The organism is Sorangium sp. So ce1504, from assembly GCF_051521635.1.
Lineage (GTDB): Bacteria > Myxococcota_A > Polyangia > Polyangiales > Polyangiaceae > Sorangium > Sorangium cellulosum_B.
Window position 1 is genome coordinate 5,645,056 of the sequence record NZ_CP150365.1, and the last position, 21,514, is coordinate 5,666,569.

Annotated in this window: 17 protein-coding genes; 7 read left to right on the forward strand and 10 right to left on the reverse strand. The window is 71.2% G+C overall.

Features of this window, described 5'->3' with window-relative positions:
• The first annotated feature begins 48 nt into the window (after positions 1–48).
• The 7 genes from WMF39_RS21215 to asnB all read left to right on the forward strand — a co-directional run bounded on the left by WMF39_RS21215 (position 49) and on the right by asnB (position 8,532).
• Positions 49–1,383 carry a hypothetical protein gene (locus tag WMF39_RS21215; protein ID WP_437747286.1) on the forward strand — a complete coding sequence of 445 codons (1,335 nt, stop codon included), beginning with the start codon at positions 49–51 and terminating at the stop codon, positions 1,381–1,383.
• A 165-nt stretch (positions 1,384–1,548) separates the two neighbouring features.
• Positions 1,549–2,112 (forward strand): bifunctional pyr operon transcriptional regulator/uracil phosphoribosyltransferase PyrR, encoded by a 564-nt coding sequence (gene pyrR / locus WMF39_RS21220; RefSeq protein ID WP_437747287.1) that lies wholly within the window; start codon positions 1,549–1,551, stop codon positions 2,110–2,112.
• 8 nt (positions 2,113–2,120) lie between these two features.
• Entirely contained in the window at positions 2,121–3,086 is a 966-nt protein-coding gene (locus WMF39_RS21225) for an aspartate carbamoyltransferase catalytic subunit (RefSeq protein ID WP_272099608.1), read from the forward strand.
• Between the two features lie 199 nt (positions 3,087–3,285).
• Positions 3,286–4,260 (forward strand): NAD(+) synthase, encoded by a 975-nt coding sequence (gene nadE, locus WMF39_RS21230; protein WP_012236453.1) that lies wholly within the window; start codon positions 3,286–3,288, stop codon positions 4,258–4,260.
• Positions 4,261–4,648: 388 nt separating this feature from the next.
• The gene (locus WMF39_RS21235) at positions 4,649–4,909 is read left to right on the forward strand and encodes an acyl carrier protein (protein ID WP_012236454.1); all 261 of its coding nucleotides are present in this window, start codon (positions 4,649–4,651) and stop codon (positions 4,907–4,909) included.
• 19 nt (positions 4,910–4,928) lie between these two features.
• Complete coding sequence (locus tag WMF39_RS21240; RefSeq protein ID WP_437747288.1) at positions 4,929–6,518, forward strand: class I adenylate-forming enzyme family protein; 1,590 nt, start codon at positions 4,929–4,931, stop codon at positions 6,516–6,518.
• Between the two features lies 1 nt (position 6,519).
• Entirely contained in the window at positions 6,520–8,532 is a 2,013-nt protein-coding gene (asnB, locus tag WMF39_RS21245) for an asparagine synthase (glutamine-hydrolyzing) (RefSeq protein WP_437747289.1), read from the forward strand.
• A 64-nt stretch (positions 8,533–8,596) separates the two neighbouring features.
• Here the strand turns inward: asnB and WMF39_RS21250 are convergent, their stop codons facing one another.
• The 10 genes from WMF39_RS21250 to lepA all read right to left on the reverse strand — a co-directional run bounded on the left by WMF39_RS21250 (position 8,597) and on the right by lepA (position 21,373).
• Complete coding sequence (locus WMF39_RS21250; RefSeq protein ID WP_437747290.1) at positions 8,597–9,802, reverse strand: lipoprotein receptor; 1,206 nt, start codon at positions 9,800–9,802, stop codon at positions 8,597–8,599.
• Complete coding sequence (locus WMF39_RS21255) at positions 9,802–10,764, reverse strand: hypothetical protein (protein ID WP_437747291.1); 963 nt, start codon at positions 10,762–10,764, stop codon at positions 9,802–9,804. The genes WMF39_RS21250 and WMF39_RS21255 overlap by 1 nt, the downstream gene beginning before the upstream one ends.
• Positions 10,765–10,827: 63 nt before the next feature.
• The gene (locus tag WMF39_RS21260) at positions 10,828–12,393 is read right to left on the reverse strand and encodes a protein kinase domain-containing protein (protein WP_437747292.1); all 1,566 of its coding nucleotides are present in this window, start codon (positions 12,391–12,393) and stop codon (positions 10,828–10,830) included.
• Positions 12,394–12,614: 221 nt separating this feature from the next.
• Positions 12,615–14,015 (reverse strand): tetratricopeptide repeat protein, encoded by a 1,401-nt coding sequence (locus WMF39_RS21265; RefSeq protein WP_437747293.1) that lies wholly within the window; start codon positions 14,013–14,015, stop codon positions 12,615–12,617.
• Positions 14,016–14,114: 99 nt separating this feature from the next.
• Positions 14,115–14,636 (reverse strand): hypothetical protein, encoded by a 522-nt coding sequence (locus WMF39_RS21270; protein ID WP_437747294.1) that lies wholly within the window; start codon positions 14,634–14,636, stop codon positions 14,115–14,117.
• Positions 14,637–14,701: 65 nt separating this feature from the next.
• The gene (locus tag WMF39_RS21275) at positions 14,702–15,688 is read right to left on the reverse strand and encodes a collagen-like protein (RefSeq protein ID WP_437747295.1); all 987 of its coding nucleotides are present in this window, start codon (positions 15,686–15,688) and stop codon (positions 14,702–14,704) included.
• A gap of 333 nt (positions 15,689–16,021) precedes the next feature.
• A complete protein-coding gene (locus tag WMF39_RS21280; protein ID WP_437747296.1) occupies positions 16,022–17,386 on the reverse strand; it encodes a M16 family metallopeptidase in 1,365 nt (454 codons plus the stop codon).
• Complete coding sequence (locus WMF39_RS21285) at positions 17,383–18,825, reverse strand: M16 family metallopeptidase (RefSeq protein ID WP_437747297.1); 1,443 nt, start codon at positions 18,823–18,825, stop codon at positions 17,383–17,385. The genes WMF39_RS21280 and WMF39_RS21285 overlap by 4 nt, the downstream gene beginning before the upstream one ends.
• A gap of 23 nt (positions 18,826–18,848) precedes the next feature.
• Complete coding sequence (locus tag WMF39_RS21290; RefSeq protein ID WP_437747298.1) at positions 18,849–19,490, reverse strand: hypothetical protein; 642 nt, start codon at positions 19,488–19,490, stop codon at positions 18,849–18,851.
• An 80-nt stretch (positions 19,491–19,570) separates the two neighbouring features.
• On the reverse strand, positions 19,571–21,373 hold the full coding sequence (gene lepA, locus WMF39_RS21295) for a translation elongation factor 4 (RefSeq protein WP_437554314.1): 1,803 nt from the start codon (positions 21,371–21,373) through the stop codon (positions 19,571–19,573).
• Positions 21,374–21,514 lie beyond the last annotated feature (141 nt).

Below are 21,514 nucleotides of genomic sequence, written 5' to 3' on the forward strand. Positions count from 1 at the left end.
GACCGGCGGCCGCCGTCACATCAGGCTGCATGGTAGCGTCGCCCGCGCATGGACCGTAGCGCCACGCCCGAGGCCCGCGCCGCGGGCGCCGCCGATCGGCGGCCGAAACCTTCAGGGGAAGCACGGCGCGCAGGCCGCCGCGCAGCGGTCGCGATCGCCCTCTACGCGCTCGTGACGCTCGTGTACGCCGCGAGCTCCTCCCGCGAGATCTTCGCGGCTCACACGCCCTACAACCACTACGCGCTGCTCGCGGAGGCGTGGCTCCACGGCCGCCTCGATCTCGGCGGACCGCCGCCGGCGCACGCGGGCGGCAACGACTTCGCCGTGTTCGGCGACCGCTACTACGTCAGCTTCCCCCCCTTCCCCGCGGTCCTCATCGCGCCGCTCGTCAAGCTCGCCGGCAGCGCGGAGCGCGTGCGCGACGGGCAGTTCTTCCTGGCCTTCGCCGGCGTCGGGCCCGCTGTCCTCTTCCTCGCGCTGGAGAAGCTCTCGGCCTCGCGCCGCAGCCACCGCACGCAGTCCGAGAACGTCGCGCTCTCGCTGCTCTTCGCGCTCGGGAGCGTCTACTGGTTCAGCGCGGTGCAAGGGACGGTGTGGTTCGCGGCGCACGTCGTCGGCGTCGCGCTGGCGTGCGTCTATCTCTACTGCGCGCTCGAAGCCGCCCATCCGCTCGCTGCGGGCCTCGCCCTGGGCCTCGGCTTCGCGACCCGCACGCCGCTCGGCTTCGCCCTGCCGCTGTTCTTGTTCGAGGCGCTCCGCGTGGACCGATCGGACCCGCGCGCCCTCCTGCGCCGGCTCGCCCTGTTCGCCGCGCCGGCGGCGCTCGTGCTCTCGGCGCTGCTCTGGCACAACCACGCGCGCTTCGGCGACGCGGCCGAGTTCGGCCACCGGTACCTCCACATCGCGTGGCGCGCGCGGATCGAGAAGTGGGGGCTCTTCTCGTACCACTACCTGCCGCGCAACCTCGCGGTGGTGCTCACCGGCCTGCCGTACACCCACGTGCAGGGCGCCCCCTTCCAGATCAACGCCCACGGGCTCGCGCTCTGGGTGACCACGCCGATCTACGCGTGGGCCCTCTGGCCCCGACGCACGCCGCCCCCGTTCTGGGCGCTCGCCGCCACGGTGTCCGCGGTCGCGCTGCCGAGCCTCCTCTACCAGAACACCGGCTGGCTCCAGTTCGGCTACCGCTTCTCCAACGATTTCGCCCCGTTTCTCTTCGCGATGATCGCCGTCTCCGGCCGCCGCTTCGGCGCGCCGTTCTACGCCCTCGGCGCGGCCGCGATCGCCGTCAACGGGTTCGGCGCGCTCACGTTCCAGCGCGCGGGCTTCGAGCGGTTCTACTTCGTCGAGCGCACCCAGCGGGTCCTGCACCAGCCCGACTGAGGCCGCCCGCGCCTCCGCGCCGCTGCCGCGACGCCGCGCCGACGGCGCTCCTCCTCCTCAGCACGGCCGGATCGCCCGCGCGCCCTCGGGCGCACGGGCGATCCGGCGGACAGCGCACGCGGGCCTTGGGTGCAGGGCGCTCGCCGTGCTAGCCCTCGCCGCGCCATGGAAGCTCTGCTCGACCCGGCCGCCATCGGGCGCGGCCTGCGGCGCATCGCGCTCCAGATCGCCGAGCGCGGCCGCGGCGTGGAAGATCTGGCGCTCATCGGGATCCGGCGGGGCGGTGAGCCGCTGGCCAAGCGGCTGGCCGCGCTGCTCCTCGAGATCGAGGGGCACGCGCCGCCGGTCGGCGCCGTCGACATCACGCTCTACCGCGACGACGCCGCGACCGCCCTGCCGAACCCGCGCATCGGCCCAAGCCACATCTCCTTCCCCGTCGACGGCCGGCGCATCGTGCTGATCGACGACGTCATCTACACCGGTCGCACCATCCGCGCGGCGCTCGACGCGGTGCTCGACTACGGGCGACCGCAGCGGATCGAGCTCGTCGCGCTCGTCGATCGCGGCGGCAGGGAGTTGCCGATTCACCCCGACTACATCGTCCGCGCGGTCGAGCTCGCCCCCGGGCAACGCATCGACGTCGTGGAGCGCGCGGGCGAGCTCTGGGCTCTCGTCACCGCCGCCAGCACAAAGCTCTCGGAGCCCCCCCCGCCACCGGAAGGAACGTAAGCCAGCGCATGAGGAGGATCTACCCGCACCGACACCTGCTCGGCATCGAGGGTCTCTCGCGTACCGAGATCGTGGCCCTCCTGGACGCCGCCGAGTCGCTCTTCGACGTCTCCCGGCGGAGCGTACGCAAGGTGCCCACGCTCCGCGGCAAGACGGTCGTGAACCTCTTCTACGAGCCGTCGACGCGCACGCGGACGTCGTTCGAGCTCGCGGGCAAGCGGCTCAGCGCCGACGTCATCAACATCAGCGTCTCCACCTCGAGCGCGGTCAAGGGGGAATCGCTGCTCGACACGGTGCAGAACCTCCAGGCGATGCAGCCGGACGTGCTGGTCATCCGGCACGCCGCGTCGGGCGCGCCGCACCATGTCGCCGCGCACACGCGCGCCGCGGTCGTCAACGCGGGGGACGGCACGCACGAGCACCCGACGCAGGCGCTGCTCGACGCGTTCACGATCCGGCGCGCCAAGGGACGACTCGAAGGGCTGGAGGTCGCCATCTGCGGCGACATCGTCCACAGCCGCGTGGCCCGCTCGAACGCGCACCTGCTCACGACGATGGGCGCGCGGGTCCGCTTCGCCGGCCCGCGCACGCTCCTGCCGATCGCGGGCGAGTCGCTCGGCGCGACGGTCTACGATCGGATCGAGCCCGCCCTCGAAGGGGCCGACGTGGTGATGATGCTGCGCGTGCAGCGCGAGCGGCTGAGCGGCAGCTTCCTGCCCAGCACGCGCGAGTACAGCCGCACGTTCGGGCTGAACCCAGCCCGGCTCGCGCTCGCCAAGCCAGACGCGATCGTGATGCACCCGGGGCCGATGAACCGCGGCGTGGAGATCGATCCGCGCGTCGCGGACGGCGCACAGAGCGTGATCCTCGACCAGGTCGAGGCCGGCGTCGCGGTCAGGATGGCCGTGCTCTGGATCCTGGCCGCGGAGGCCAACGAGTTCTCCGCGACCGGCGAGCCACGGCCCGCGCCCTGACGATCGCCCCGGCCCTCCGGGCGCGGCGGCGCAGCCGAGGCAGACGGACGCCCTGGCCCATGAAACCCACGGAACCATGAAAGACGCGGCCCCCGCGCGCGGCTCCCCCCTGGCATACGCCCGCTGGCAGCGAACAGGGTTCCCTGTTGCGCCCCGTTTTAATAGGCTGGTCCATCTTTTTGAAAGGGTGGAGCCAACCATGTTTTCGCGAGACGTCCTCAGGATCGATGCCCCGGCGGTAGCGCAAGAGATCGAGCAGGCCATCCGGGATCAGGTGTTCGGTACGCTGCGGCGGCGCGGGGCCGTGGTCGGGATCTCGGGCGGGATCGACAGCTCGGTCGTCTCGACGCTGTGCGTCCGCGCGCTCGGCAAGGACAAGGTGCTGGGCATCTTCATGCCCGAGCGCGACACCTCCGATGACGCGCTCCGCCTCGGCAAGTTGCTCGCCGAGGGGCTCGGCATCGAGGCGGTCATCGAGAACATCAAGCCCGCGTTGACCGGCCTCCGCTGCTACGAGCGGCAGGATGAGGCGATCCGGATGGTCTACCCGGACTACAACGAGAGCTGGAAGTTCAAGATCACGCTCCCCTCGATCCTCGAGAGCGACAGGCTGAACGTCTCGCAGCTGACGGCGCAGCCGCCCGGCGAAGAGCCGCGCGTGAAGCGGATGCCCCTGAACGCGTACCTGCAGCTCGTCGCCGCGACGAACTTCAAGCAGCGCATCCGCAAGATGATGGAGTACTACCACGCGGACAGGCTCAATTACGCCGTCGCCGGCACGCCGAACCTGCTCGAGTACGATCAGGGCTTCTTCGTCAAGCAAGGCGACGGCGCCGCGGATTTCAAGCCGATCGCGCACCTGTACAAGAGCCAAGTCTACGCGCTCGCCGAGTACATCGGCGTCCCTGCCGACATCCGCAGGCGCGCGCCGACGACGGACACGTTCTCGATGCCGCAGGGGCAGGACGAGTTCTACTTCGCGCTCCCCTACGACAAGATGGACCTCTGCCTGTACGCCTACAACAACAACGTTCCCGCCGCGGACGCGGCGTCTGCCGTCGGCATCACGCCGCAGCAGGTCGAGCGCGTGTTCAAGGACATCGAAGCGAAGCGCCGGGTGGCGCAGTACCTCCACGCGCAGCCGCTGCTCGTCCGCGATCAGGGCCACGCCTGACGAGCCGCGCCCTCAGACCGCGCTCGCCGCTGTCAACGGCATTCTCAGCTTGGGACGCCGTTCCCCGGTCGTGAAACCCGCCGGAAACAGCGCGGAACCTCGCTGACATTCACTCACGTTGACGACGGTGGCGGACGGGCTCACAGCGAGATCGTCAGTCGCCAATCTCACCTCCGCGGCGCGCCCTGGCGGCGGCTTTCGAACACGGACGGCACGGGGAACACCGCACGCGAACGAGCGCGGACGCGTGCGTGCGTGCGTGAACGTGAACGTGAACGTGAACGATGAACCGCGACCGCGTTCTGCCGCGATCCGCTCGCTGGCCGTCGCTCCGCGGAGTGTTCTCGACAGGAAAGCCGGGGGGGTGATAGACGTGGAGACTACCTCCATGAGCACTTCCAGCATCGAATCGACGATTCGCAACTTCCTGGTCACCTCGTTCGGATACCGGGGCGCTACCGCCGATCTCGGGTCCGAGGTCGCTTTGCTCGATCAAGGGATCCTGGACTCGACGGCCGTCCTCGAGATCGTTCAGTTCCTCGAGCAGGATCTCGGCATCCAGGTCGCCGACGAGGAGATGGTGCCGGAGAATTTCGGCTCGATCGCCAGGCTCGTCACCTACGTGAGCGGGAAGAAGAGCAGCAACTAGCCCGAACCCCGGGGGGCGCATGAGCACGCAGCACACCGCTCGTCGCGATCCGCGCTCGGATCGCTTCCTCATCGACTCCGCGCTGCGATCGTTCGCCGCCTCTCGCCCCGACCACGTCGCGCTGGTCTGCGAGGGACGGCGGATCACGTACCGGGAGCTGGACGCGCTGGCCGATCGCTGCGCCGCCCTGTTCCGCGAGGCGGGCGTGCAGCGCGGCGATCGCGTCATGGTCGCGCTCGACAACGGCGTGGACGCGGTCGTCGCGTACTACGGCGCGCTCCGGGCCGACGGCGTGCCGTCGCTGCTCGGCACCGCGATGCGACCGCGGCGCCTCGGCCAGGTGATGGAGCTCGCGGGCCCCCGCGTGCTCGTGGCGGCGCGCGGCATGCGCGAGAGCCTCGCCGCCGTGGCCGAGCTCCCGACCGGCGCGAGGCCGGGGGCGACGTTCCTGAGCGGCGCGGCTCCCCCGGCCGCGGCCGGGCCCCCGCCCGACGGGCGCGACTTCCAGGAGGCCCTGGCCGGCGCGCCCGGCGAGCCCCCCGCGCGCCGCGCGATCGAGCTCGATCTGGCGACGCTCTGCTGGACGAGCGGCAGCACGGGCGAGTCGAAGGGGGTCATGCTGACGCACCAGAACCTCCGCAACAGCACCGCGGCCATCGGCGCGTACCTCGAGCACACGGCGGACGACGTGATCCTCTGCGTGCTGCCGCTGTCGCACACCTACGGGCTCTTCCAGCTGCTCGTGACCCACGCGTTCGGCGGGACCGTCGTGCTCGAGAAGGGCTTCTCCATGCCGTGGCCCATCGTCCAGCGGATGGCCGAGGAGCGGGCCACGGGCTTCGCGGGCGTGCCGACGATCTTCGCGTCGATGCTCTCGCTCAAGAACTTCGCGAAGGCCGATCTCTCGGCGCTCCGGTACATGACGAACGCCGCGTACGGGCTCCCGGCGCCGCAGCTCCTTCGCCTCCGCGAGCTCCTGCCCAACGTCTCGTTCTTCGCGATGTACGGCCAGACCGAGTGTACGCGCGTCTGCTACCTGCCGCCCTCCCTGGCGCTCGAGCGGCCGTCCTCCGTGGGCATCGCGATGCCGAACGAGGAGCTCTGGATCGAGCGAGAGGACGGCACGCACGCGGAGCCGGGCGAGGTGGGCGAGCTCGTCGTGCGCGGGCCGAACGTGATGCGCGGCTACTGGAGGAACCCCGACGCGACCGCACGCGCGCTCCGGCCGGGCCCCCTCCCGGGCGAGGTCGTGCTCCACACCGGCGACCTCTTCAAGATGGACGAGGACCGGTACCTCTACTTCGTCGCGCGCAAGGACGACATCATCAAGACCCGCGGCGAGAAGGTGAGCCCCCTCGAGGTCGAGTCGGTGATCTGCAAGGTCCCGGGCGTCGTCGAGGCGGCGGTCGTCGGCGTGCCGGATCAGGTGCTCGGGGTCGCGGTGAAGGCCGCCGTGGTGAAGGCCCCCGACGCCGCGGTGACCGCCGACGACGTCCGCAAGAAGGTGCGGGCCGAGCTCGACGAGGTCGCCGTGCCCAAGTTCGTCGAGTTCATGGATTCGCTCCCCAAGACGGCGAGCGGCAAAGTCAAGAAGAGCGAGCTCATCTGATATGTGCGGTATCGCCGGCCTCATCAACCTACGCACCGACGCGCCGAACCCCGACCGCGAGCTGGCCCTCAAGATGGCGCGGGCGCTCCGCCACCGCGGCCCTGACGGCTTCGGCATCTACCGCGATCGCCACGTCGCGCTGGCCCACTCGCGCCTGTCGATCATCGACCTCGACGGCGGCTGGCAGCCGATGGCCAACGCCGAGGAGACGCTCTGGGTCTGCTTCAACGGCGAGATCTTCAACTACATCGAGCTCCGCGAGGAGCTCACGGCGAAGGGCCATCACTTCCGGACCAAGAGCGACACCGAGGCGCTGATCCACGCCTACGCCGAGTATGGCGAGGCCATGGTCGATCGGCTGAACGGCCAGTGGGCGTTCGTCATCTGGGACGTCCAGCGGAGGCGCGCGTTCTTCTCGCGCGACCGCGTCGGCATCAACCCGCTCTTCTGGACGGTCCACCGCAGCGTCCTCCGGTTCGCCAGCGAGGTGAAGTCGCTCTTCCAGGACCCCACCATCCCCCGCGCGATCTCCCGCGAGGGCCTCGACGAGGCGCTGACGTTCTGGGCGCCGACCGCCCCGCTCACGCCGTACGAGGGCATCCAGCAGATCCCGCCGGGCGCGGTGGCGACGCTCGACCTCGATCGCGACGTGGCGCCGCGCGTCTCGGTCCGCTTCCGCCCCGAGTTCCCCGTCGGGCGCGCGCCCGGCGGCGACGAGGCGGGGCTCGTGTCCAGCGTGCGCGAGGCGGTCCGCGGCGGCTCGACGATCCGCCTGCGCGCCGACGTCCCCGTCGGCAGCTACCTGAGCGGCGGGCTCGACTCCACGATCGTCGCGGCGCTCATCGCCTCGAACCGCGAGGTGCCGCTGCGCACGTTCTCGGTCGAGTTCGCCGAGCGCGAGTTCGACGAGGCCGAGTACCAGCGCGCCGCCGTAGCGCACCTCGGCACGTCGCACGCGTCGATCCAGTGCGGTGACGCCGACATCGCCGGCGTATTCCCGGAGGTCGTCTACCACGCCGAGGCCCCGCTCCTGCGCACCGCCCCGGCGCCGCTGTTCATCCTGGCGCGCCTCGTCCGGCAGAGCGGCTACCGCGTGGTGCTGACGGGCGAGGGCGCCGACGAGTTCTTCGCCGGCTACGACATCTTCCGCGAGGACCGGGTACGCCGCTTCTGGGCGCGCCACCCGGACAGCAAGCTCAGGCCGCAGCTCCTCCTCCGGCTCTACCCCTACCTGCAGCGGTCGCCGGTCGCGCAGGTCGAGATGGCCAAGGCCTTCTTCGGGCGGAACCTCGCGCAGACGGACGACCCGTTCTACTCCCACCGCCCGCGCTGGGACGCCACGAGCCGCATCAAGCTGATGCTCGATCCCGCGATGCGCGAGGGCATCGGCGACACCGCCGCGGCCGATCGCCTGAGGGAGCAGCTGCCGCGCGACTTCATGCGCTGGACGCCGCTCGCGCGCGCGCAGTACCTGGAGATCACGACGCTGCTCTCCGGCTACCTGCTCTCCTCCCAGGGCGAGCGCATGATGATGGCGAACTCGGTCGAGGGGCGCTTCCCGTTCCTCGATCCCAACGTGATGGACGTGGCGGACGCGCTGCCGGACGCGCTCAAGCTCCGCACCCTTGACGAGAAGCACGTGCTGAAGCGCGCGATGGGCGATCTCCTGCCGCCCGGCGTCCTCGAGCGGAAGAAGCAGCCGTACCGCGCGCCCGTGGTGCAGCCTTTCTTCGGGAGCGGGACGCCGGACTATGTCGAGGCGTGCCTGTCGCCGGACGCCATCAAGGACGCCGGCATCTGGCAGGCGCAGCCCGTCGCGGCGCTCGTCGCGAAGTGCCGCAAGACCGGCGGCAAATCGATGAGCAACACCGACGACATGGCGTTCTGCGCGATCCTCTCCACGCAGCTCATGGCGCGCGACATCCTCCAGGGCGCGCGCGTCGTCTCGGCCGCCGACGACACGTCAGGCCGGCTGGGCGTCGACGTCGATCGGGTGCGCGACGCCGCAGGCTGACCGGCCGCGCTCGGCCCCGCGCTGAGCGGCGGCGTGACGCCGCGGGGCGCATGTGCGCCGCCCCTCAGCGGGGGAGCTTGCGTATCGTGCCGCTGCTCTCGTCCGCCCAGTACACGAACCCCCCTGCGAGCGCGATCCCGCGCGGGGTGCCGCCCTCGTACAGCGGCCGAGCCCTGCCGGTGCCGTCCTTGAGCTTCCGCATCATGCGGGGCGACCCCTGATCGGTCCAGTAGACGAACTCATCGAGCCCATCGACGGCGATGCAGTCGGGGGACGCATGCGCCACGTCATCATCCTCGGCGGCCGTCCAGACAACCACCGCGTCCTCCGAGCCGTCCTTCGGCGCCCTCATGACGGCAGACAGCTCGCTGGCGTGATCCCCGCGCGGGCTGTTGGTCCAGTAGACGTGGTCGTCGTCCACGGCGATGGCGTACGGAAACGGCTGCTCGTCGGCCAGCCGCTTCGTGTCGCGGGTCTGCCGATGCGCCTGGTTCACCGTGCCGCGCAGGCTCCTGTCGACCCAGTACACGTGCTCTTGGTCGAGCGCGATGAGGTGCGGCGAAGCATTGCTGACCTCGAGGAACTCATCGTCCGCCCATTCGCCGGGCATCAGGATCTGGCCGATGAGGCTCCCGTCGCCCGGCGTGCCGATGCCAGCTGCGCGCTGCGCCCAGAACACCGCGTTGTCGTCCGCAGCCACGCCGAGGGTCGCGAAGTCCGAGTCGAAGAGAACCTCTGGCGCGCGTGCTCCGTTGCGGTCCACCATCAAGACGTCCTTGTCGTTGAGGTTGGACCAGAAGACGCCGTGCTGGTTGACGGCGATCCCGTACGGAGCGTTCTGGCCGACGGCGAGCGTCGTGACGGCTCCGCCGAGGATCGACACTTTTTGCACGCTGCCGTCCGTGCCTTCGCCGGCGGTCCAGTAGACCTCGCCCTGGTAGACGGTGAGGAGGTTCGCGTTCGGAGCCTCGATGGTGGGAAACCCGCGCGCGATCTCCGTGGCCCCGCTGCAGCCGGTCGCGCTGCACGTCCCGCCGTCCAGGCACACCGCGCCGCAAGCGCCGCAGTTCTGGGGGTTGTCGAGCAGGTTCACCTCGCAGTCGTCGGGGTTGCCGTCGCAGTCCGCCGTGCCGGTCGCGCACGCATCGGATCCACCGGCCGAGCTCGTGCTGGCTTCGCTCACCGTGAAGTCCCCGAGCACGCTGGTGCATGCCGCGGCGGTCATGATGGCAACGCAGACCATCGAGCCGATTCCGAACGCCTGGCGCATCAGAAACTCCCCTTCGCTCCCGCGGAGCCGAGCCCGATCACGGGCGTGATCGATATCCCGGCGCGCTGCGGCGATCTCGGCGCTGTGAGCAGCAGGAACGCCCCCGCGCCGACGCCCACCGCGCCGATCGCAAACCCGATCGTCGAGAGGGTGCCCATCGCGTGATAGCTGTCGATCTCGCCCTTGAGCGACGGGTCGCACCGGCCGCCGGGGCAGCGCCCCGAGAGATCGCCGTGCTTGCCGAACGCGAGCACGCCGCCGACGGCGCCGGCCGCGAGCCCGGCGCCGCCGAGCCCGAACGCGGCGATCGCCAGCACCGTGCGGCTGCTGCCGCCGGAACCGGAAGCAGGAGCGCCCTGGTCTGGCCGCGGCGCCGCCGGTGGACGCGGCTTGACCGGAGGCGGCGGCGCGAGCGGCTTGAGCTGGAGCGCGACGGTCTCGCTGGCGCCCTCGGCGAGCGTCACCTTCACCTCGATCGGAGCGAACCCCGCGGCCGACGCCCGGACGACGTGGTCGCCTGGATCGACCGGCCTCCGGACCCCGAGCGCGGCGCGCGGCACCGGCGCGTCGTCGATCGTGACGGCGGCGGTGTCCGGCCCGCTCACCGAGATGAGCACCTGCGGGATCCGGGGCGCGAGCGCGTCGAGCTCGCGTTGAGCGGCCGCGATCGCCTCGAAGAACTGCTCGGGCGACTTCTCCGGCACCCCCTCGCGGAGGATGCGGCTGTACGACTCCTGGGCCGCGATCCACTGGCCCACGCCGACCTGGGCTCGGGCTACGCCGAGCAGCAGGGTCGGCGCGTGGATGATGGCGTCGGCGCGGCTGAACCGATCGAGCGCGGCCGCGAAGTCCTTTCGTTCGAGGGCCTCCTGCCCTTCCACGGCGAGCGAGCGCGCGGTCGCGCGATCGGCGTCCGAGACCTGGGCCAGCGCGGCGGGCGTGAAGGTCAGGGCGAGCAGCAAGGAAGCGATCCCTAGTCGACGAGCCATACGAAGGAGGTCCGTGCGAAGTGCTGCGGGTGAACGTCAGATGCCGAAATCCGTCGGCTTCGGCTTGCGGCGGACGCTCCCCGGCGGCGCGGGGGAACGCGGCTTCGCCTGAGCGGGCTGAGCCGATGGCGCACGCGGGCCGCTCGCCGGCGTCGCCGAGACCGAGGACGACGTCGCCGAGACCGAGGACGCCGTCGCAGAGGCTACAGCCGTCGAGGCCACAGAGGGGGGCGGCTCCGGCGCCTGCGCGGAGGCGGTGGCCGGCGCCACGACGTCGGGCCCCCGCGGCGCATCGGACACCGAAGCCGTGGGGGCCGGCTGCGCGAGCGGCTGCCCCGTCGCGTCAGGGCTCCCGCCGCGCAGGACGAAGAACGCGATGGCCACGAGGACGACCGCGCCGGCCGCCGCGGCGGCGAGCGCGCGTCCGACGACAGGCCGCCGGACTGGAGGAGATACCACCGAAACCAGCGCGCTGGTGGTCTGCGGCCGCATCTGGCGGCCGGACATCGCGGACGCGCCCACCGCTGCTCCTGGCGAGGCCACCGTCGCGCCGGGCCCAGCCGAGGTCCGCGCAGCCTCGCCGTCCGCCGAGGCGATCAGCGTGACCGCGTCCCCGAACGAAGGCGCCGCGCTGTCGGGCCCCGCGTCGGGGAGCGCCGCGCTCTCCCTCGATCGTGGCGCGAACCCGAGCTCCACCGAGATGCGCTCGCCGGACACGCGGAACGGGCCGATGATGCTCGTCCTGGGCTCGAAGCTCTCGCTCGCGATGTCGAGCGCGATCGCGAGCGCGTCGCAGAACTCCTTCGCGCTCTGGAACCGCGCGTCCGGCTCGCGCGACGCCGCGCGGGCCCACCAGGCGTCGAAGCCAGGCGGCACGGGGGCGAATTGCGACGGCACGGGCAGCGGCTTGACCATGATCTTGAGGAGCAGATCGCCGAACGCCTCGCTGTTGAACGGGAGCTTGCCGGTGAGGCACTCGAACACGACGACGGCGAGCGACCAGAGATCCGAGCGGTGATCGATGCTCTTGGTGCCCTGCGCCTGCTCCGGGCTCATGTACGCGGGCGTCCCGAGCAGCGAGCCGGTCTTCGTCGTGGAGGTGACCTGCGGCGTGCTGTCCTTCGCGATGCCGAAATCGAGCACCTTGGCGATCTCCCTGTCGTCGTCCCGGACGAGGAAGATGTTGGCCGGCTTGAGATCGCGATGGACCAGGCCGCTCGCGTGAGCCTTGGTGAGGGCGCGCGCCACCTGCGCCGTGATCGCCATGGTGTCGTGCGGGTCGAGCCGCCCCACGCGCTGGATGCGGGTGTCGAGGTCCTCCCCCTCGAGGTACTCCATCGCGATGTACGGCGTCCCCTGCCAGACGCCGTGGTCGAGGATCTGCACGACGTGCGGGCTACGGATCTGCGCGGCGACCTTCGCCTCGCGCTCGAACCGGAGCCGCACCTCCTTGGAGACGCCCTGCGCGTTCATGAACTTGATCGCGCACGGGATGTCGAGGCCGAGGTGCTGGGCGAGCCACACCGAGCCCATCCCGCCTTGCCTGAGCGGACGCACCAGGCGAAAGCGATCGGCAACGGTGTTCCCCGCGGCGGGTGTCACGCAGCCTCCCAGACCTTCTGGAATAACACAGGTCGTCGTCCAGGGTCACGTTCGCGCCATGCAAAAGTGAACTGGGGCCGACAGCATGAAATGGCGTAGAAGCCCCGCCATCCCCCGCGCCCTGCATTTGCGACGTTTGCGACGTTTGCGACGGTTGCGTCGGTTGCGTCGGTTGCGTCGGTTGCGTCGGTTGCGTCGGTTACGACGCTTCGCGGCGGAAGCTAGCGAGAACCCGAGCTCGCGGCGGCGGGCTCCTGCAGAGACCGCCGCTCGGCGGGCCGGCCCGGAAGCACGCCGCCGCCGTCGGCCTTGTCCGTCTTGTCGGTCGTGTACGTCTTGTCGAGCGGCGTGCCCGTCGTCTGCGCGAGCTGGCTGCCCCGCGGATCGTCCGGGAACGCATCGAGGAACTTGCGGACGTGGTGGCGCGACTCCTCGGCGATGCCCGCACGGAACGTCAGGAGCGCGAGGTTGTAGCGCGCATCGGCGCTCCTGGGCTCGGCCTTCAGGGCGGCGAGGTAGCCTTGACGTGCGCCGTTGTAGTCGCCGCGCTTGTCGGCGATGAGCGCGAGGTTGTAGAGCACCTCGGCGTCCGAGGGATCCTGCTCGGCGAGCGGCGTGAGGCGCGCCTTCCCCCCGTCGAGATCTCCGGCCAGGATCGCGAGCGCTCCCGCAAGGAGCTGCGCCTTCCGGCCGGCACCGGCGTCGATCGCGCGATCCGCCTCGGCCCTGGCCTCGGCCAGGCGACCCGCGCGCTCGAGCGCGAGCGCGAGCGCATAGCGGAGCCGCGACGGGTCGCCGCCCTCCTCCAGCGCGGCCCGCGCCTCGGCCTCGGCACGCTCGGGGCGGCCGGCGACGGCGAGCGCCTCGGCCAGGATCGCGCGCGTGCTGCTCTGCTCCGGGCACCGCTCGCGCGCGGACTCCGCGTCGCGGAGGGCGGCGCCAGCGTTGCGGGCGTGCAGCCTCGCCTCGGCGCGCAGCGCGAGGCAGGCGCACGTGGCCGGCGCGGCGGGCGCGGCGGCGGGGTGCATCCTCAGGCAGCGCGCCGCGACGCCGTCAAGCTCGTCCACCTTGCGCCGCTCGCGGAGCGGCCTCGTGAGCTCGTCGATCGCGCGCAGGTGTGCGCCGTCGCGGCGCAGCGCTGCCCACCACATCCTCTCGCGCGACCCGAGCAGGGGCGCTGCCCCGTTCAGCTGGACGACACCGAGGCCGATCACGACGATCGCGGCCCCCATGCGCCGGTGCTTGAAGCTCGATCCGAGCCAGCGCTCCGCGGCGGCGGCGGCGAGGGTCGCGAGCGCCGCCCACAGGGGAACCGCGACGAACACGACCCCCTGCGCGAGCGGCGCGCGAGGCCCGCGGTAGTAGAGCGTGGCCGCGAGCGCCGCGGCGAGCGCGATCCACAGCAGCGCCGCGCCGTTCCTGGCGAGCCGTGTATCGAGCCGCGCGGCGAACCACGCCGACAGGCCGAGCGCCGCGGCGAGCGCGGCCGCCGAGAGCGATCCCGAGAGGGCGAGCGCGCCGGCCGGGAGCGGCTCAGGCGAGAGCGACGTGGGCGCGATCGCCAGGACCACCAGGTGCAGCACGCGGCAGAGGTGCAGGGCGAGCTCGGCAAGCCAAGGCACGGCGTGACCTTAGCCCACCGTCCATCGCGGACCAAACGGCAGAGAGGCATCGCTGCAGCGCGGCCGCCGCGGTGAAGGCGCGCTCACAGCCACGGCGCTCTACGGCAGGGTCATCTCGACCTCGACGGAGACGCGCGTTCCGGGCGGCGACACGACGAGCCCCAGCGGCATCATCCGGAGGCATTGCGCCGCGTCGGGACGATCCATCCCTCGCACTTCGCTGATGCCGCGGGCGATCTCGTCCCCGGACGCATCGAAGGTCATGTTGAAGATGTACCTGGCGCGCGCTGGAGCCGGGTTCTTCCTGAGCGAAGGCTCCCAGCACTGCTTCACGAAGAGCGACCGGCGCGCTTCGAGCTCCTTGGCGGCATCCCCCTCGACACGCTTGTAGAGCTCGCTCGTCAGCGGCGAGGCCCCTGCCGACGCAGGATGATGCACAGGCAGCGAAGGGGCGCGCGCGCCCGCAGTCGCAGGCAGCGCGCCCGCGCGTGCTGTCGAGGCCTCCACGCTGGCCGACGGAGGCGCAGGTGGCGGCGGACGCTGCAGCCCGAGGTAGAGCCCTGCTGCGATGAAGAGGCTGCCGAGCAGGATCGCCGCGGGGGTCATCAGCTCCTTCTGCATGGTGGCGATCGGAGGGCAGGCGCCGCGCGCCTCGCGGCGCGCGAGGTTGGCCGCCCAGCCCGACCTTACTGCATCGAGACGACAGCCGAGGTGTACGAATAGTCGTTGTTGGTCCAGAAGGGGCTATCGGACTTACCGCAGAGGCCGACGTTGTACTGGCCTGGGGGAAGCGACAGCACTGCGCTCAGCCCCATGGTGATGCGGGTGTGCGCCGGGACCTGGACCGCATAGACGCCCGTCCCTTCTGGGCTGAGCTCCCCGAGAGGCGAGAGCTGCTGAGAGCAGATCCAGAGGTGGAGCTGGTCCGCCGGGGTCGACGCGGCGCCGAGCGCCTTGTTGGAGACGACGACGACGCGCTGCCCCGAGGCGGTCACGCTCACGGTCGCGGGCGCAGCCAGGAACTGCAGCGGTTTCTGAGGGGCGGCACCCGCGGCGGAAACGTAGGTGCTCGAGATGACACCAGGAGGTCCCTGCGGCCCCTCCGCCCCCGGCGCACCCGGGGGCCCGGCAGCGCCAGGCGGCCCAGCCGGACCGGCCGGACCGGCCGCGCCGGGAGGGCCCGCGGGCCCCGGCGCGCCCTGCAGGCCGATCGGATCGCCGACCCACACGCCGCTGCTGTCGATGACGACGCGACCGCCGATGGAGATCGAGTTCGGCGTGATGTCCCCCGCGACGTTGCTGGCCTGGAGCGCATACGGAACGCTCGCGATCTTGGCGCGGGGCACCATCTCGGGGTCGTCCCCGACGGTGATCCCCAGGTAGCGCGCCGCGCCGTCGAAGACCGGCTTGTCGACGGGCGCGAGCTCGCCGAGGTCGACCGAGAAATAACCTTGGTCGAACGTGATGGTGTGGAGCTCGCTCCAGACGGGCACGGGCGCGTCGGGCGCGTCGTAGAACGCGAACATCACGTCGAGCGTGTCGTCGATGGGCTGGCCCACCGAATCGAAGAGGCGTCCCTGGTGGGTGATCGTGACGGGGACCGCCGCGGCAGCGGGCCCGGACAGCGCGGTCACCGCCGCAAGGACCGGCGCGTGGATGGTTCGTGCCTTCATCGCGAGCTCCCCTCGTTCGCCCTCGCGAGCCGGCGCCAGGTGCGCCGTGGCAGGCATCGCGCGGCGCGCGCTGAGCGATCGCGGCCGGAGGCGCCGATGATCCTGGAGCGGGCCGCGAGCCCTGCCACGATCTCGCGAAGGAGCAGCGCCTTGGATGCCGGCGGCCGACGGGCGGTTCCGATCGCGCTCCCGATCGTCCGACGCCGCTCGGTCAGGCCGCCGGCGTCGCCAGCGCGAGGCCTCGCCGCCGCGGGGCGAGATCGCCCGAGACGGCGCGCGCCCGGGTCTCGCGGCCTGCGCGCCTCGACGTGATCGCCCTCGGCGCGGCGCCGGCTACTCGAGATCGTACGGCTCGATCTTCACCTCGGCCAGCTTCGGGACGGCCGCGGCGATCGCCTCGCCGATCTCCTCGTGCGTGCCGACGACCCCGATCACGAGATCGTCCTCGGAGATCCGGCGCCGCACGGCGGCGTTCGCCTCCTCGAGCGTGACGTCCTCGATCCGCTTCAGGTAGGTCTCGTGGTACCCCTCCGGCAGATCGTACAGGAGCTCGTCGAGCTTCTGGTGCACGCGCTTCCTCGCGGTGTCGATCTCGAACGCGTGCGAGCGGACGAGGTAGCGCTTCACGAACGTGAGCTCGTCCTCGGTGATCCCATCGCGCCGCAGCGCCTCGAGCAGCCCGAGCTGCAGGGAGAGACAGGCGGCGGCGTCCTGCGCCGCGGGCGCGGTCCACATGGTGAACGCGTCGCGGTGCCGATCGAAGCCCGCGCGCGACGAGGCGCCGTAGGACCAGCCACGCTTCGCGCGTACCTCCTGCATCAGCCGCGACGAGAAGGTGCCTCCGAAGGCGGTGTTCGCGACCAGGAGCGCCATGTGATCGGGGTCGTGGGCGTCGGTGCCGAGCCCGCCGATGACCATCTGCATCTGCGTCCGCTCGGGTTTGTCGACGAACACGAGGCAACGCCCCGGCCTCGCCCCGGGATCCGTCACCGGATCGGGGATCGCCTCGCCCTCGGGCAGGCCGGACAGGAGGCGCTCGGCGACCCCGTGCGCCTCGCCGGGCTCGATGTCGCCCGAGATGGCGACGATCGCGTTGCGCCGGCTGTAGTGCCGCGCATAGAACGCGGCGACGTCGTCGCGCGTGATCTCCCGCAGCGTCGGGATGGTGCCCGCGGTGCGGCGGCCGTACGGGTGCCCGGCGAACAGGGTCCGCCGGAAGGCGCGGCTGCAGAGCGAGCGATCGCTGTCGCGCGCCTCGATGAGCTCGGCCTCGGCCTCGCGCAGGAGCCGCGCGAGCTCCGGCGGCGAGAACATCGGGCGCGCGAGGAGCGTGGCCCCGAGCTCGACGAACCGGTCGAGCGAGCGCTTGATTACCTCGAAATGCACCGTCGTCGCGCTCGTCGCCACGTCGGTGCCGAACTCTCCGCCGAGCGCGTCGATCGTCTCCTCGATCTCGTTCGCGCTGTAGCCCTCCGCGCCGCGGCGGAGCATGCGCGCCGTGACGCGCGCGAGCCCCTCGCGCCCGGCCGGATCGTGCGCCGAGCCAGAGGGGAACGCGACCACGATGCTGACGATGGGGAGCGCGTGGCTCGTCTCCACGAGCACCGCGCCGTCGCGGGGCGCCACGCGACCCCCCGTCGCTCCCCTGCCCTGCCCCTCGGCGCCCCAGGCGAGGCCGCTCTTCACGCTCTGGCTCACGATGCCTCCTCGCTCTCCGCGTCCGTCCCGTCCTCGTCGTCATCGTCGCTCGTCCCGTCCGGGATCACGTGGATCACGGTCCGCGCCGAGCTCACCAGGTAGCGCCGCGCCACACGCAGCAGATCCCCCACGGTCGCCCGCCGGTAGGCGGCGAGCCGCTCGAACAGGGCCGCAGGATCGCCGAGCACCGTCTCGTAGAAGCCGATCTGCTCTGCTTTGCCGGCGACGGTCTCGAGCCCTTGCAGGACCGAGAGCTCGATGCGCGCCTTCGCCCGATCGAGCTCCGCCTCGGTAACGGGGGCGCGGCGCACCGCCTCCAGGAGCGGATCGAGGGCCGCGAGCAGCGCCTCCCCCGTGTGCTCGCCGCGAGCCGAGAGATAGATGTCATAGAGCGAAGGATCGCGGAACGAGCCCACCCAGCCCCGGACCTCGCTCGCGATCTCCTGCTCCTGAACGAGCGCGCGATGCACGCGCGACGACCGCCCGGAGAAGAGGATCTCGTTCAGCAGGGCGAGGGGCGCGTGGTCGAAATCCCCGAGCGCCGGCGCGCGATAGCCGATCGCGACCTTGTGCGTCGCGGTCGGCTTCACCACCTCGGCGCGGCGCTCCGCGATCTGCGGCGGCTCGGGGCACACCTCTTCGACCGGGATCTTCGAGGGCTCCTGCGCGCCGTAGTGGTCCTGCACCCCGCGCAGCGCCTCGTCGAGCGCGACGTCGCCGACGATGACCAGCGCCGCGTTGTTGGGGGCGTAGTACGTCCGGTAGAACTCGACGCAGTCCTCGGTCGTGAAGCCCTTGATGTCCTCCATCCAGCCGATGGTCGGCCACCCGTAAGCGTGCTTGGTGAACGCCTCCTTGTAGAGCAGCTCGCTCACCGCCCCGTCGACGTCGTCGTCGACCCGCTGCCTCCGCTCGTTGGCGACGACCTCCTTCTCGCTCGACACCTGCGGATCGCGGAGGACGAGCCGCGCCATGCGCTGCGCCTCGAGGCGGAGGGTGAGCTCGAGCGCGTCCTTCGGCAGGTTCGTGTGGTAGTAGGTCCAGTCGAGGAACGTCGCCGCGTTCGTCTCGGCGCCGGCCTCCTCGAGCATCCGGTCGAACGCGCCGTGAGCGACGCTCTCCGTCTCGCCGAACATGAGATGCTCGAAGAGGTGGGCGATGCCGGTCTTGCCCACGCGCTCATGGCGCGAGCCGACGCCGAACCAGGTCTGCAGGCAGACCACGGGCGCGGAGGGGTCGACGAGCACGAGCACCTTGAGCCCGTTCCCGAGGGCGAAGCGCTCGACGCGCATCGTCGGACCGAACGCGACGGTGGCGTCGTGGCGCAGCCGGGCGAGCGGCGGGCGTTCGCGGTTCAGCTCGACGAGCATCTCGGCGAGCGGACCCGTTCGAGGGAGGGCGTTGGCGCCGGGGACCGAGTAGGCAAGCGTCTCCTGCATGGCAGGCGCAGCCCATACCACGCTCAGCGCCGCGGCGCTGCGTGGCACAGGACGTCGCTCGGATCCCGCGTCGACTGGTGGCACTCCCATCGGTCGTCGTGGCAGGAGACGACGAGGATCCCCGCGTCGTACGCCTCCTTCAGAGAGGAGCCTGCCCGCTGCGCGAGCAGGTTGGACGGGGTGCGCTCGGTGCATCCCTTGCCCATGTCGACCTCGATCTTCCTGTTCCCCTTGGTTGCCTTGACAGGGTTCGGCGGGGTCTTGCCCTTGTCGGCGGTGCGCACCGCCGCGGCGAGCTTCGGCAGGATGCCCTCGAGGTAGGGCTTGTCGACGAGCGGGTCGGTCGACCGCGGCGACACCATGGCGAGCGTGTACTGGATCGCCATCATCTGCTGCTCCGCCGGCGCGCTCGGCTGGATCGGCCCGCTCGACCCGATCGGAATCGGCCGCGGCGGCAACTCTCGCTTCGCGGCCTCCGTGGCCGCGGGGGTCGCCGCGGCGCTCGGGGCCGGCGCCGCGCTGTCCGCGCCCGGCGGCGCGGAGGCTGAGGTGGACGCTCGAGGCGCCGGAGCGGGCGGCTCGTCGCACGCGAGGACGGCGAGGGCGAGCGCGAGGGCAGAGAACGCCGCGCGGAGCTCGCGCGGCCGGACGGGGGCGGGCTGCATGGGCGGCTTATACGAGCGTGCGCCGCGCGCCGCCACGCTCGCGTGGCCGCACGGCGCGCGGTGACCAGCGCCCCCGCGCGTCAGTCGATCTTCAGGATGGCGAGGAACGCCTCCTGCGGGATCTCGACGCTCCCGACCATCTTCATCCGCTTCTTGCCCTCCTTCTGCTTCTCGAGGAGCTTGCGCTTGCGGCTGATGTCGCCGCCATAGCACTTGGCGGTCACGTCCTTGCGCATCGCCTTCACGGTCGTCCGCGCGATGACCTTCGACCCGATCGCCGCTTGGATCGCGACCTCGTACTGCTGGCGCGGCACGATGTCCTTGAGCTTCACCGCGAGGTCCCGGCCCCGGGCGTACGCCTTGTCCCGGTGCACGATGACGCTGAGGGCGTCGAGCGGGTCGCCGTTCACCAGCATGTCCAGCTTGATGAGGTCGTCGGCGCGGTACCCGACGAGCTCGTAGTCCATCGACGCGTAGCCGCGCGACACGCTCTTCAGCTTGTCGTGGAAGTCGAAGAGCACCTCGCTGAGGGGCATGTCGTAGGTGATGATCACGCGGTCGGACGAGGCGTACTGGATCGACTTCTGCTCCCCGCGCCGCTCCTGGCACAGGGCGAGGACCGCGCCGACGTACGTCGACGGCACGTGGACGGTCATCCGGAAGATCGGCTCCTCGATGCGATCGGTGAGGTTCGGCGGCGGGAGCTTCGCGGGGTTCTCGATCGACTTCATCGAGCCGTCGTTCAGGTAGCAGTGGTAGACGACGCTCGGCGCGGTCGTGATGAGGTCGAGGTTGTACTCGCGCTCCAGCCGCTCCTGGATGATCTCCATGTGGAGCAGGCCCAGGAAGCCGCACCGGAAGCCGAACCCGAGCGCCTCGGAGGTGTCGGGCTCGAAGACGAACGCGGCGTCGTTCATGTGGAGCTTCGACAGGGCGTCGCGGAGGTCCTCGTACTGGGCCGAGTCCGTCGGGAAGATCCCGGCGAAGACCATCGGCTTGACCTCCTTGAAGCCGGGAAGCGGCGTCGTCGCGGGGTGGACGGCGTCGGTCACCGTGTCGCCGATCTTCGTGTCGACGACGCTCTTGATGTTGCCGACGAGGAAGCCGACCTCCCCTGGCCCGAGCTCGGTGATGGCGGTCGCGTGGGGCGTGAACACGCCCATCTCCGTGACCTCGTAGTCGCGGCCGGTCGCCATGAAGCGGACCTTCTGGCCCTTCCTGATGATGCCGTCGACGACGCGCACCATGACGACCGCGCCGCGGTAGCTGTCGTACCAGCTGTCGAAGATGAGGGCGCGGGGCGCCGCGTTCAGGTCGCCCTTCGGCGCCGGGATGCGCGCGACCACCGCCTCGAGGATCTCCGCGATGCCGATCCCCGTCTTGGCGCTGGCGGGGATGGCGCCGGAGCAGTCGAGGCCGATGACGTCCTCGATCTCGCGGGTCGTCCGCTCGACGTCGGCCGAGGGGAGGTCGATCTTGTTGAGGACCGGGAGGATCGCGAGGTTGTTGTCCAGGGCGAGGAAGACGTTCGCGAGGGTCTGCGCCTCGACGCCCTGGGTGGCATCGACGACGAGCAACGCGCCCTCGCACGCCTGGAGGCTGCGCGAGACCTCGTAGTTGAAGTCGACGTGCCCGGGCGTATCGATGAGGTGCAGCCGGTACGTCTGGCCGTCCTTCGCGGTGTAATCCAGGCGAACGGTCTGGGCCTTGATCGTGATCCCCCGCTCGCGCTCGATGTCCATCTTGTCGAGGAACTGCTCCTTCTGCTCGCGGGCGGTGAGCGCCCCGGTCGCGTCGAGGATGCGGTCGGCGAGCGTGGACTTGCCGTGGTCGATGTGGGCGATGATCGAGAAGTTGCGGATGAGCTTGGAATCAACGGGCATAGCGAGCTTCAGGGCGCGGCGACCTGACCAGCGTTAGCGGCCGCAGCGCGCGGCCTCGACCGAGATGCGAGGGAGCGGACTGGAACGTCCGGGCCCCTCAGGGGGAGCGAGCCGCGGCGCGCGGCTCTACGAGCGCCGCGG